Raw genomic sequence first — 12039 nt, forward strand, 5'->3', positions numbered from 1 at the left:
GGGAAAACCTCCCTTTTTATAAACACGAACGTTTCCCCCCCCCACAACCACCCCTGCCTCCCCTCGGGTGCTTTGTGGTAGTCCTGGGCGCACCTGTAGGCAAAACACCCCCCCACATCCCGCTTTCGCGCAGAGTTATTGGCCAGGCGCGTACGGCGACTCGCCGGCGGAGAGCCGGGCAGCGAACTCCCGACAGCGGCCGTAGTCCGGCAGCAGGCCGTCGGCGCGGGCCTGGGCCAGTGTCGGGGCCGCATCGTCGCGGGCGGACAGCTGCGGCGCGGCGACCGGCCAGTCGATGGCCAGGTCGGCGTCGAGAGGATGTACGCCGTGCTCCGCGCGCGGGTTGTAGGTGGTCGAACAGAAATAGTTCAGGGTGGCGTCGTCGGACATCGCGCAGAACCCGTGCCCGAGTCCTTCGCTGAGGTAGACCGCGCGGCGGTCCACGTCGTCGAGCCGCACCGCCGTCCACCGGCCGAACGTCGGTGAACCGACCCGCAGGTCCACGATCACGTCGACCACCGCGCCCCGTACGCAGCTGATGTACTTGGCCTGGCCAGGCGGCACGTCGGCGAAGTGGATGCCCCGGACCACGCCATACGCCGAGACCGACAGGTTGCCCTGGGCCAGCCGCAGCGGATGCCCGACCGCCCCGGCCAGGTGGTCGAAGCGGTACCACTCCATGAACAGCCCGCGCGGGTCACCGTGCTGCTGCGGGGTGACCTCCCAGGCGCCCTCGATCTCGAGCTCCCGGATCTTCATCAGGCCTCCTCGGCCGGACCGGCTTCGGACAACCGGTGGTCGTTGCGCTCCTCGATCAGGCTCAGCAGGTAGCTGCCGTAACCGCTTTTGGTCAGCGGCTCGGCGAGGGCGCACAGCTGATCGTCGTCGATCAGGCCGGCGCGCCAGGCGGACTCCTCGACGCAGCCGATCTTCATGCCCTGGCGTTCCTCGATCACCCGGACGAACTCGGCGGCCTGCATCATCGAATTGAACGTGCCGGTGTCCAGCCAGGCCGTTCCCCGGTCCAGCACGGTCACCGACAGCTGACCGGCCCGGCGGTACGCCTCGTTGACCGCCGTGATCTCCAGCTCGCCGCGGTCGCTCGGTTTCAGCCCTGCGGCGATCTCCACCACCTGGTTGTCGTAGAAGTACAAGCCGGGCACCGCATAGCGCGACCGCGGCCGCTTCGGCTTTTCCTCGATCGACAGGACCCGGCCGGCGGCGTCGAAGTCGACCACGCCGTACGCCTCGGGGTTGGCCACCGGGTAGGCGAAGATCAGGCCGCCGGTGAGGTCGGCGTGGTCGGACAGCTTCCGGCCCAGACCGATGCCGTGGAAGATGTTGTCGCCAAGGATCAACGCGACGGACTCATCGCCGATGAAGTCCGCGCCGAGCACGAATGCCTGGGCGATGCCTTCCGGCCGGGGCTGCGCCCGGTAGCTCAGCCTCAGCCCGAACTGCGCTCCGTCGCCGAGCAGTCGTCGGAACTGCGGTTGATCCTCCGGTGTGGTCACGACCAGGATCTCCTGGATGCCGGACATGATCAGGGTGGCGAGCGGGTAGTAGATCATCGGCTTGTCGAAGACCGGCATGAGCTGTTTCGACACGGCGCGAGTGATCGGCCAGAGCCGAGATCCGGTACCGCCAGCGAGTAGGATTCCACGCACGGCGGGAGCCTACCGGCCTAACCACCCACAGCAACCGTCAACGGGCTCCCTCTACGGGCCGGTCACGGATGTCGGGCCCTTCGTCCGACATCCGCTCGGCCGGTCGTGCACCAGTCCATTGCCGGGACCGGCGAGGACATCGTCGGAAAGCCGTCACCGGCGATCCCCTGGGCCGACGGCGCCGGTGTCCCGTAGACTCCCGGACCTGTGAGAGTCCTCGTCACCGGCGGTGCCGGCTTCATCGGATCCGAATTCGTCCGGATGCTGCTCACCGATCCGAACGCCCCGGTCAGTCCGGCTACGGTGACCGTGCTGGACAATCTGACCTACTCCGGCAATCTCGCCAACCTGGCCCCGGTCCGTGACGACCCACGGTTTGCCTTCGTCCAAGCGGACATCTGCGACGCCGCCGCCGTCGACCGAGCACTCGCCGGACACGACATGGTGGTGCACTTCGCCGCCGAGTCGCACGTTGACCGGTCGATCACCGGTGCCGCGGAGTTCGTGACCACCAACGTGGTGGGCACCCAGACTCTGCTCGACGCGGCGCTGCGCCACGGGACGGACCGGTTCGTGCACGTCTCGACCGACGAGGTGTACGGGTCGATCGACGAAGGGTCGTGGACCGAGGACTGGCCGTTGTCGCCGAACTCACCGTACTCCGCGTCCAAGGCCGGCTCCGACTTGGTGGCCCTGGCCTACCACCGGACACACGGCATGGACGTCGTGGTGACTCGCTGCTCCAACAACTACGGGCCGTACCAGTTCCCGGAGAAGGTCATCCCGCTGTTCGTCACCAACCTGCTGGACGGCGGTACGGTGCCGCTGTACGGCGACGGCGGCAACGTCCGGGACTGGCTGCACGTGCGGGACCACTGCGTGGGCATCACGCTGGTCGCCGCCGGCGGGCGCGCCGGCGAGGTCTACCACATCGGCGGCGGGACCGAACTGACCAACAAGGAGCTCACCGCCCGGCTACTGGACGCCTGTGGGGTGGGGTGGGAACGGGTCGTCCCGGTCACCGACCGTAAGGGACACGACCGGCGCTACTCGCTGGACATCAGCAAGATCTCCCACGAGCTGGGCTACACCCCGAGTGTCACGCTGGACGAAGGACTGGCCGACACGGTCCGCTGGTACCGGGAGAACCGGCCCTGGTGGGAGCCGCTGAAGAAGCCTGTGGCGTCGTCGTGACCGCCGCAGACCGGTGGCTGGTCACCGGTGCCGGTGGGATGCTGGGGCGGGACCTGCTGGCCGCGTTGGCCGACCACCCGGACACCCGGTCGGTGACCGCGCTGACCCGTACCGATTTGGACATCACCAACCCGGCGGCGGTCGCTGCCGCCGTCGACGGGCATCAGGTAGTGATCAACGCCGCAGCGTGGACCGACGTGGACGGCGCGGAGGCGGCTGAGGAAGCCGCCACCGCCGTCAACGGCACCGCCGTGGCGCATCTGGCCCAGGCTTGCGCCGACCGTGGGGCGCACCTGGTGCACGTCTCCACCGATTACGTGTTCGCCGGCGACGGCACCTCCCCGTACCCGGAGGATGCCCCGACCTCACCTGTCAACGCGTACGGTCGCAGCAAGCTCGTCGGTGAACAGGCCGTCGCCCGGCTGCTGCCGGAGCGCGGCTACGTGGTCCGGACCGCGTGGCTCTACGGGGCACACGGACCCAACTTCGTCGCGACCATGCTGCGGCTGGCCGGCGAGCGGGAGCACCTCGAGGTCGTCGATGACCAGCATGGTCAGCCGACCTGGTCGTACGCCCTGGCCAACCAGCTGGTCGCGCTCGCCGCGGCGGCGGTCGCCGGCACGGCGAGCGCCGGGTTTTACCACGGAACGGCGAGCGGGCAGACGACCTGGTGTGGGCTGGCCCGGGAGGCGTTCGCGCTGCGCGGCCTCGACCCGACGCGGATCCGTCCCACCACCAGTGCCAACTTCCGTCGGCCCGCCGCCCGACCGACGTACTCGGTGCTCGGACATCAACGTTGGGCGCGCGCCGGCCTACCGGTCATGGCAGACTGGCGGAGCATGCTCTCCACCGCGTTGCGCGACCCGGCGTTCGGCGGCTGACCTGTCCGGGCCGCCGGTCCAGCCGGCAGGACAGGCACGCCGCGTCAGAGGCGCCCGGATTCCCCCGGCCCAGGAGAGAAACCGACATGTCGGAAAATAGTAGTGAATTCCGTACGCCGTCCGGCCTGCCCCGGGTCAGTGCCGTCGTGCTGGCCTGGGGCGCGGAACCGCTGCTGCGCCGATCGGTGGAAGCCCTGCTCGCCTCGGTCAAGGTCGACGTCGACGTGGTGTTGGTCGACAACGGGTGCACCACCGACGATGTCACCGTGCTGCGTGAGGTTCCCGGCGTCACGGTGGTCGGCGACGGCCGCAACGTCGGCTTCTCCGCCGGCTGCAACGTCGGCGTGGCCGCCGCCGTCGGCGAGTACGTGGCATTGGTCAACGGCGACGCGGTGGTCGAGCCGACCACCGTCGCCCGGCTGGTGGAGGAGCTCGCGGACCCGAGCGTCGGCATCGCCGCCGGCGCGGTCCGCCTGGCCGACGAGCCGGACCTGCTCAATTCTCGCGGCAACGAGGTGCACGTGCTCGGGTTGAGTTGGATCGGCGGATTCCGGGAGCGGGAGACCCGCACCGAACCGACCGAGACCGCCGGTGCGATGGGTGCCTGCCTGATGACCCGCCGGGCGCACTGGGACCGGCTGGGGGGCTTCGACCCGCACTACTTCGCGTACCACGAGGACGCGGACCTGTCGATCAGAACCTGGCGGGTCGGGCTGCGAGTGGTCAACGTGCCGGACGCGGTGGCGCTGCACCGCTACGAGTTCAGCCGCAACAGCTTCAAGTTCTACCTTGTCGAACGCAACCGAGTGATGTTCGTGGCCACGGTGTGGGGAGGGCGGTCGCTGGTGCTGCTCGGCCCGCCACTGCTGGCTCTGGAGTTGGCGGTGCTGGTGCTGGCCGCCCGACAGGGCTGGCTGCCCGACAAGCTCCGCGGCTACCGGTGGCTGTGGCAGCACCGCAGTCACCTGCGCCAGCGCCGGGCACAGCTGCAGGCCGAGCGGACCGTCCCGGACCGGGTGTGGATGCGAGTCCTCGCCGATCGGCTGGACACCCCGCTGATCGACCCGCCGGGCAGGAAGGTACTCAACGCGATGCTGGCGGCGTACTGGCGGACGGTACGACACTGGGTGTGACGCACCAGGCCGAAGCGCCGCCCTGGGGCGACACACCGCGCCCGGTCAGTCCTGTTCGGTGGGGCCCGAATCGCCGGCGGCATCCTCCAGGTCGGCGGAGGCGGCCGAGGAAGTCGGCTTTCCCGGCGTCGACTCGGGCACCCGGGGACCGCCGGACCTGCCTGCTTCTGCCGACGAGGGCTCGTCCGCCGAGGTGGCGGCACCCCCGTCGAGCAGCGCGGTCAACGCGGCGCCGGCGATCCGGCGGAAGGTCCGGCCACGGCGGCGGCGGTCGAGCACCGCCACCTCCAACTGGTTGGCGGCGATGCTGCGGGTCGCGCCGTTCTCACCGCCCACTTCGGCGAGGGCCCGCACCGCCAGCCCGACGGCGTCGGACAGCGACATGTCGGCCCGATGGTCGGTTCGCAACACACCGGCGATCGTCTCGGCATGACCGCCCATCGCCATCCACCCCGGCTCGTCGGTGACCGAGCCGTCGTAGGTCAGCCGGTAGATCTCGTCAGCAGCCGGCTCCAGCCCGACCTCAGCAACGCAGATCTCCACCTCGAACGGCTTCGACTGCTCGGTGAAGATCGACCCGAGGGTCTGCGCGTACGCGTTGGCCAGCGCCCGCCCGGTCACGTCGCGACGGTCGTAGCTGAGGCCGTTCAGGTCGGCCATCCGCACCCCGGCCCGGCGCAGATTCTCGAACTCGTTGTATCGGCCGACGGCGGCGAACCCGATCCGGTCGTAGATCTCGCTCACCTTGTGCAGGGCGCTGGACAGATTCTCGGCGACGAACAGCACACCGCCCTCGAAGCTCAGCACCAGCGCGCTACGGCCCCGGGCGATGCCCTTGCGGGCGAGCTCGGAACGGTCCCGCATGATCTGCTCGGGCGAGGCGTAAAACTGCATTGCCACGGCGGCGGCTCTCCTTCGACCAGGTGGTAACGACTACAGCGGACGAGACAAGTCGGCGCTCGCGGGTTCAGCCGCCCGGATTCTCGGTACGCGCGGCGACGACCGCCTCGGCGATCTGGGCCGACTCGGCGTCGGTGAGCCGGTGGGTGCCGGCCGCCGTCGCGGTCATCACCACCGGGAAGATCCGGCGGGTCAGATCCGGGCCGCCGGTGGCGGTGTCGTCGTCGGCGGCGTCGTACAGCGCCTCCACCGCGAGACGGACCGCGTCGGCGCTACTCAGCCCGGAACGGTACCGCTTCTTCAGAGCCGCCTTCGCGAACAGCGACCCGGAGCCGATCGCGTCGAAACCGGTGGTCTCGTACGGACCGCCGGTGACGTCGAAGCTGAAGATCCGGCCGGCCTCGGCCGGATCGGTCGCGGCCAGGTCGAACCCGGCGAACAGCGGCACCACGGCCAGCCCTTGCAGCGCGGCACCGAGGTTGTTGCGGATCATCGACGCGAGGCGGTTCGCTTTGCCGTCCAGGGAGAGGACGGCGCCCTCCATCTTCTCGTAGTGCTCCAGCTCGACCTGGAACAGCCGCATCAGCTCGATGCCGATGCCGGCGGTGCCGGCGATGCCGATCAGCGAGTAGGCGTCAGCGGGGTGCACCTTCTCGATGTCCCGGTTGGCGATCAGGTTGCCCATTGTCGCCCGGCGGTCACCGGCCATCACCACGCCTTCGGCGGTGACGAGCGTGACGATCGTCGTGGCGTGCGGGCCGACGTCCGCGGACAGCCCGGGCGGCAGTGGGCGGCGCCCCGGCAGCAGATCCGGTGCGGCCGACGCCAGGAACTGGGTGAAGGAGGACGTTCCCGCGTTGGTGAACACGTCCGGAAGGCGTCCGGATGGATCGAATCCCGCTGCCACGTGGTCCCTCTCTGCATAACGTGATCGCCTGACCGGGCCGCCCGTGCCGGCACGGCGCCGGTCGAGGCCACCGGTGTGTTGGAGCAGACTAGCGTGCGCACCCGGTGGGTGCGATCTTCACCGCCGGCGAGCTACTCGCCGCCCTTCTGTACGTAGCCGCGGACGAACTCCTCGGCGTTCTCTTCGAGCACCGAGTCGATCTCGTCGAGCAGGTCATCGACGTCCTCGGTGATCTCGGCGTGCCGCTGCGCGGCCTCCGGATCCGTCTCGGTGACCGTCTCGTCGACTTCCTCGGCCCGGCGGGACTTGCCGGACTGGGACTGACCGCCGCTGTCACGGGTAGCCATCAGGTGCCTCCTCCACACGATCGCCTAGGTGAAACTTACCTCGCGGTGGCGACGGAACCGGCCGGCGTCGGCCACGTTCGCGCCAAGCGAACCTGGCCGGCTCAGCCTCCGGTGAGCACCTCCAGCAGGTCCTTCGCGCTGGCGCACCGGTCGAACAGGTCGCCCACGTGGACCTGAGTCCCCCGCTCCGGCTCCATCATCGGCACCCGGACCAGCGACTCCCGGCCCACGTCGAAGATGACCGAGTCCCAGCTGGCGGCGACCACCTCGGAGGCGTACTGCGCCAGGCACCGGCCCCGGAAGTAGGCCCGGGTGTCCGGTGGCGGCTCGACCATCGCGGCGCGGGTGGCGCTGTCGTCGAGCAGGGTACGCATCGCTCCCCGACCCACCAGGCGGTGGTAGAGGCCCTTCTCCGGCCTCACGTCGGCGTACTGCAGGTCGACCAGCTGCAGTTTCGGCGAGGCCCAGGTGAGCCCTTCCCGCTCCCGGTAGCCGTCGAGCAGCCGCAGCTTCGCGACCCAGTCCAGCTCCTGCGCGCAGGACATCACATCCCGTCCCAGCCGGTCGAGCACGTCCTCCCAGCGGTCCAGCACGTCGGCCGTGGCCTCGTCGAGGTCGGTACCGTACCGGTCGTCGACGAACGCCCTGGCCCGTTCGTAGAACGCCCACTGCAGGTCGAGCGCAGTGAGCCGGCGGCCGTCGCGCAGCCGCATCAGATGCGCCAGGGACGGGTCGTGGCTCACCGCCTTGAGCTCGGCCACCGGGTCGGCGATGCCGAGATCGGCGCCGAGCGCCTTCTCCTCGATCATGGTCAGGATCAACGAGGTGGTGCCGACCTTCAGGTAGGTGGAGATCTCCGAAAGGTTGGCGTCGCCGATGATCACGTGCAGCCGGCGGTACTTGTCGGCGTCGGCGTGCGGTTCGTCCCGGGTGTTGATGATCGGCCGCTTCAGCGTGGTTTCCAGGCCGACCTCGACCTCGAAGAAGTCGGCCCGCTGGGAGATCTGGAACCCGGTCTGGGAGCCGTCCTGGCCGATGCCGACCCGACCCGCCCCGCAGACGATCTGCCGGGTGACGAAGAACGGCGTCAGGTACGCCACGATGTCGGCGAACGGTGTCTGCCGACGCATCAGGTAGTTCTCGTGGGAGCCGTAGCTGGCGCCCTTGTTGTCGGTGTTGTTCTTGTACAGCTGGATGGGGTGCGAACCGGGGATGGTCGCCGCGCGGCGGGCCGCCTCCGCCATGACCCGCTCCCCCGCCTTGTCCCACCGGACCAGGTCCAGCGGGTTGGTGACCTCGGGGGTGGAGTACTCGGGGTGGGCGTGGTCGACGTAGAGCCGGGCACCGTTGGTGAGGATCACGTTGGCCAGGCCGAGATCCTCGTCGGCGAGGGCCTCCGCCGGGTCGTAGGCGGCCCCCGAGTAGGTGAAGCCGCGGGCGTCACGTAGCGGCGATTCCTCCTCGTAGTCCCACCGGGCCCGGCCGCCCCGGTTCAGTTCGGGTCGGGCACCGTAGGCGTTGACCACCTGTGAGGAGGTGACCATCGGGTTGGCTCCGGGCTGGCCGGGCACGGAGATGCCGTACTCCACCTCGGTGCCCATGATCCGCCGCACACTCATGCCGTTACCTCATCGCTTCCGTCGGCGCCCGTCATGTCGAGCGTAGTCCGCGCACCGACGGAACCGGACGTTGGCGTGTCCGCGTGGTCACGCGGGGCGCGTCGGACACCGGTCCCGCGGCGCGGTCGAGTCGCGCCGCGTAACCGGTGTCCCGCACCCCGAAACGGGGTGCGGGACACCGGACCGTGGTCAGAGGTACTGCCCGGTGTTGCTGGCCGTCTCGATCGACCGGCCGGCCTCCGCGCCCTTGCCGCCGGAGACGAGGGTACGGATGTAGACGATCCGTTCCCCCTTCTTACCGGAGATCCGGGCCCAGTCGTCCGGGTTGGTGGTGTTCGGCAGGTCCTCGTTCTCCCGGAACTCGTCGACGCACGCGTCGAGCAGGTGCTGCAGCCGCAGACCCTTGCGCCCGGAGGTGAGGAACTCCTTGATCGCCATCTTCTTGCCCCGGTCGACGATGTTCTGGATCATCGCGCCGGAGTTGAAGTCCTTGAAGTACAGGACCTCCTTGTCCCCGTTGGCGTAGGTCACCTCGAGGAACCGGTTCTCGTCGGTCTCCGAGTACATCCGCAGCACCACGGCGTCGATCATGGCTGCCACGGTGGCCTGCGGATCGTCGCCGTGCTCGGTGAGGTCGTCCGGGTGCAGCGGCAGCCCGGTGAGGATGTACTTGGAGAAGATGTCCTTGGCCGCCTCGGCGTCCGGACGCTCGATCTTGATCTTGACGTCCAGCCGGCCGGGCCGCAGGATCGCGGGATCGATCATGTCCTCCCGGTTGGAGGCACCGATCACGATCACGTTCTCCAGGCCCTCGACCCCGTCGATCTCGCTCAGCAGCTGCGGAACGATGGTGTTCTCCACGTCCGAGGAGACACCGGAGCCCCGGGTCCGGAAGACCGAGTCCATCTCGTCGAAGAACACGATCACCGGGGTACCTTCGCCGGCCTTCTCCCGGGCCCGCTGGAAAATCAGCCGGATGTGCCGCTCGGTCTCACCGACGTACTTGTTGAGCAGCTCCGGGCCCTTGATGTTGAGGAAGAAGCTGGTGTGCTTCTCCTCACCCCGCCGCTCGGCGATCTTCTTGGCCAGCGAGTTGGCCACCGCCTTGGCGATCAGCGTCTTGCCGCACCCGGGCGGACCGTAGAGCAGGATGCCCTTCGGTGGACGCAGATGGTGCTCACGGAACAGCTCCGCGTGCAGGAACGGCAGCTCGACCGCGTCCCTGATCTGCTCGATCTGGGCGTGCAGGCCGCCGATGTCGGTGTAGTCGACGTCCGGCACCTCCTCCAGCACCAGCTCCTCGACCTCGCTCTTCGGTATCCGCTCGTAGGCGTACGCCGACCGCGGCTCGATCATCAGCGAGTCGCCAGCCCGCAGCGCGCTGCCGACCAGCGTCTGCGCCAGATGCACCACCCGCTCCTCGTCGGCGTGCGAGATGACCAGGGCACGGTCACTCGGCTCGCCGGTCGGATTGTCGAGGAGTTCCTTGAGCATCACCACCTCACCGACCCGCTCGTAGCCGAACGCGTCGACCACGTTGAGCGCGTCGTTGAGCAGGACCTCCTGGCCGCGTTGGAGCTCGTCGGCGTCCAACGAGGGAGAGAGCGCCACCCGTAGCTTCCGGCCACCGGTGAAGACGTCCACCGTGCCGTCCGCGTGTCGGGCCAGGAAGACGCCGTACCCGCTGGGCGGTTGCGCCAGCCGGTCGATCTCCTCCTTGAGCGTGACGATCTGGGCCCTGGCTTCCTTGAGGGTCGCCACGAGCCGTTCGTTGTTCTCGGTCAGTCGGGCCAGCTGCGCCTGCGCTGCCGCCAGCCGTTCCTCGAGCTGCCGCACGTGTCGGGGGCTTTCGGTCAACTTGCGCCGCACCAGAGCGAGTTCCTCTTGAAGAAACGCGACCTGGGTGGAGAGATCGTGGGCCTCCTTCTCCCACCGTGCGGCGCGCGAATCCGCGTCGTCGCTGCGTGCCACGTCCCACCTCCCCGGGGGCTAAAACGTACTGCCCTAACACTAGCCGTTTGCCGGACGTTTCGAACCCACGCAACACAGTCGTCCCACAACCTTGATCGCTCGGGCACGTCACAAGCGGCCGACGGACGCCTGGCCGGCCGGTCCCACGGCGTGTCGGGTACCGTCGGGACGCGAGGACGGGCACGACCCAGGGAGGTGCGCGGTGACGACCCCGACCGAGACCCGGTCCCCCGGAGAGCCGGGCGAAACGGCATCAACCGACACGGAGCTGCAGGTCTGGGTCGACCAGGACCTCTGCACCGGAGACGGGCTGTGCGTGCAGTACGCCCGGGACGTCTTCGAGTTCGACATCGACGGGCTCGCCTACGTCAAGGACGCCTCCGGGGAACTGCAGGTCGCCGAGGGCGCCCGGGTCGCCGTCCCCGAACGGCTGCGGCTCGACGTGATCGACGCGGCCAAGGACTGCCCCGGCGAGTGCATCCACGTGGTCCGCGCGGACGACCAGACCGAGGTGTCCGGACCGGACGCCGGCTAGCCACCCGGTCTACCGGTACGGCTCGCTGCCCGCCGGTACGGCCACCTACCTGCGATGGGTGACCCACATCACAGCAGCGGCCGGCCCGCCACCGAGGCGACCACCCGGGCGAACTCCTCGAGCCGCGCGATCTGCCCCGAACCACCGTCGTCGAGCGTCTTGCCGAACCGCAGCGCGTCGTGCCGGGGGCCGAGATGCTCCTCGGGTTGCGTCTCGTCCTGCGAACTGAGCAGCAGGTAGACGTCGACGCTGTCCACCCGGATCTGCCCGTTCGGCGTACGGGTCAGCCGACGGCGGCAGCCGACCTCGGTGACCGTGGACAACGGCACCACCCGTAACGACGACGTCATCGACCCGACCGGCCCGTCCCCCGGCGGGACGTCCTCACCGTGCCACAGGACCATCCGGCTGCCGTCGCAGATCGCCACCTCCTGCCAGACCCCGTTGACCTCGTTGACGAACCGCTCGAGGGTGAAGGCGAGAACCTCGGCGCCCGCCAGTACGCCACCGAGCGCCTCCAGCGCGACGTCCGGGTCCCGCAGGTACGCCCGGCTGGCCGCGTCCAGGTCCGGATAGGGCGACCAGTCGGGGAAGACCGCCGGCAACTCGCCACCACCGAACGCGGGCCGGCTCATGCCGGCCCCGTCCCGGCCACCGTGCCCAGCGACGGGGCCGGCCCTTCGGCCCGGTCGGGTGACGCCGGACCGGCGGCGTCGGGCGGCACCGGCGCACCGGTCTGGTCCCGGCGGCGCGCCGCGTACGCCTCCGCTCCCTTGCTCGGCTTGGGGCGGCGAGAGGGAATGTGGAGAAACGGTGGCAAAACAGAGAGGAAAAAAAAAAAAACAAAAGGAACCAGACCCGCCGGGGCCGGAAGCAAAAAAAAAA

The 12039-nt window shown here is 69.3% G+C and carries 12 protein-coding genes and 1 pseudogene; 4 read left to right on the plus strand and 9 right to left on the minus strand.

The window, feature by feature from the left end:
- Positions 1–135 precede the first annotated feature (135 nt).
- Both ACXAHD_RS28160 and rfbA read right to left on the minus strand, forming a co-directional pair.
- Positions 136–759 (minus strand): dTDP-4-dehydrorhamnose 3,5-epimerase family protein, encoded by a 624-nt coding sequence (locus tag ACXAHD_RS28160; RefSeq protein ID WP_281554819.1) that lies wholly within the window; start codon positions 757–759, stop codon positions 136–138.
- On the minus strand, positions 759–1667 hold the full coding sequence (gene rfbA, locus ACXAHD_RS28165; protein ID WP_281554818.1) for a glucose-1-phosphate thymidylyltransferase RfbA: 909 nt from the start codon (positions 1665–1667) through the stop codon (positions 759–761). Before rfbA ends, ACXAHD_RS28160 begins: the two co-directional genes overlap by 1 nt.
- A gap of 207 nt (positions 1668–1874) precedes the next feature.
- Between rfbA and rfbB the strand changes: the two genes are divergently transcribed.
- The 3 genes from rfbB (at position 1875) to ACXAHD_RS28180 (ending at position 4875) form a co-directional block, all read left to right on the plus strand.
- Positions 1875–2861 (plus strand): dTDP-glucose 4,6-dehydratase, encoded by a 987-nt coding sequence (gene rfbB, locus ACXAHD_RS28170; protein WP_281554817.1) that lies wholly within the window; start codon positions 1875–1877, stop codon positions 2859–2861.
- A complete protein-coding gene (rfbD, locus tag ACXAHD_RS28175; RefSeq protein ID WP_289212810.1) occupies positions 2858–3742 on the plus strand; it encodes a dTDP-4-dehydrorhamnose reductase in 885 nt (294 codons plus the stop codon). Before rfbB ends, rfbD begins: the two co-directional genes overlap by 4 nt.
- A gap of 86 nt (positions 3743–3828) precedes the next feature.
- On the plus strand, positions 3829–4875 hold the full coding sequence (locus ACXAHD_RS28180) for a glycosyltransferase family 2 protein (RefSeq protein ID WP_281554815.1): 1047 nt from the start codon (positions 3829–3831) through the stop codon (positions 4873–4875).
- Between the two features lie 45 nt (positions 4876–4920).
- On the opposite strand, the gene prcA is transcribed toward ACXAHD_RS28180, so the two are convergent.
- From prcA to arc, 5 genes are all read right to left on the minus strand, one after another.
- On the minus strand, positions 4921–5775 hold the full coding sequence (prcA, locus tag ACXAHD_RS28185) for a proteasome subunit alpha (RefSeq protein ID WP_281554814.1): 855 nt from the start codon (positions 5773–5775) through the stop codon (positions 4921–4923).
- A 67-nt stretch (positions 5776–5842) separates the two neighbouring features.
- Positions 5843–6682 carry a proteasome subunit beta gene (prcB, locus tag ACXAHD_RS28190; protein WP_278169020.1) on the minus strand — a complete coding sequence of 280 codons (840 nt, stop codon included), beginning with the start codon at positions 6680–6682 and terminating at the stop codon, positions 5843–5845.
- Positions 6683–6813: 131 nt separating this feature from the next.
- Positions 6814–7029, minus strand: coding sequence for a ubiquitin-like protein Pup (locus tag ACXAHD_RS28195; protein ID WP_123601515.1), 216 nt, complete (start codon positions 7027–7029; stop codon positions 6814–6816).
- 101 nt (positions 7030–7130) lie between these two features.
- Positions 7131–8648: a depupylase/deamidase Dop gene (gene dop, locus ACXAHD_RS28200; RefSeq protein ID WP_348650078.1), complete on the minus strand. Its 1518-nt coding sequence runs from the start codon at positions 8646–8648 to the stop codon at positions 7131–7133.
- A 189-nt stretch (positions 8649–8837) separates the two neighbouring features.
- Positions 8838–10619 carry a proteasome ATPase gene (gene arc, locus ACXAHD_RS28205; protein WP_281554813.1) on the minus strand — a complete coding sequence of 594 codons (1782 nt, stop codon included), beginning with the start codon at positions 10617–10619 and terminating at the stop codon, positions 8838–8840.
- 268 nt (positions 10620–10887) lie between these two features.
- Between arc and ACXAHD_RS28210 the strand changes: the two genes are divergently transcribed.
- Positions 10888–11154, plus strand: coding sequence for a ferredoxin (locus ACXAHD_RS28210; protein WP_416555873.1), 267 nt, complete (start codon positions 10888–10890; stop codon positions 11152–11154).
- 68 nt (positions 11155–11222) lie between these two features.
- On the opposite strand, the gene ACXAHD_RS28215 is transcribed toward ACXAHD_RS28210, so the two are convergent.
- Positions 11223–11789 (minus strand): hypothetical protein, encoded by a 567-nt coding sequence (locus ACXAHD_RS28215; RefSeq protein ID WP_281554812.1) that lies wholly within the window; start codon positions 11787–11789, stop codon positions 11223–11225.
- Positions 11786–12039: pseudogene (locus tag ACXAHD_RS28220) on the minus strand (hypothetical protein); the annotation flags it as partial. The gene ACXAHD_RS28215 and the pseudogene ACXAHD_RS28220, both read right to left, overlap by 4 nt.

This window comes from Micromonospora sp. ABR4_055, assembly GCF_056160425.1.

Excerpts from the sequence above, each read along its gene's own strand:
- ACXAHD_RS28160 (WP_281554819.1), bottom strand. The coding sequence starts at position 759 with ATGAAGATCCGGGAGCTCGAGATCGAGGGCGCCTGGGAGGTCACCCCG.
- ACXAHD_RS28180 (WP_281554815.1), top strand. The coding sequence starts at position 3,829 with ATGTCGGAAAATAGTAGTGAATTCCGTACGCCGTCCGGCCTGCCCCGG.
- ACXAHD_RS28195 (WP_123601515.1), bottom strand. The coding sequence starts at position 7,029 with ATGGCTACCCGTGACAGCGGCGGTCAGTCCCAGTCCGGCAAGTCCCGC.
- dop (WP_348650078.1), bottom strand. The coding sequence starts at position 8,648 with ATGAGTGTGCGGCGGATCATGGGCACCGAGGTGGAGTACGGCATCTCC.
- ACXAHD_RS28215 (WP_281554812.1), bottom strand. The coding sequence starts at position 11,789 with ATGAGCCGGCCCGCGTTCGGTGGTGGCGAGTTGCCGGCGGTCTTCCCC.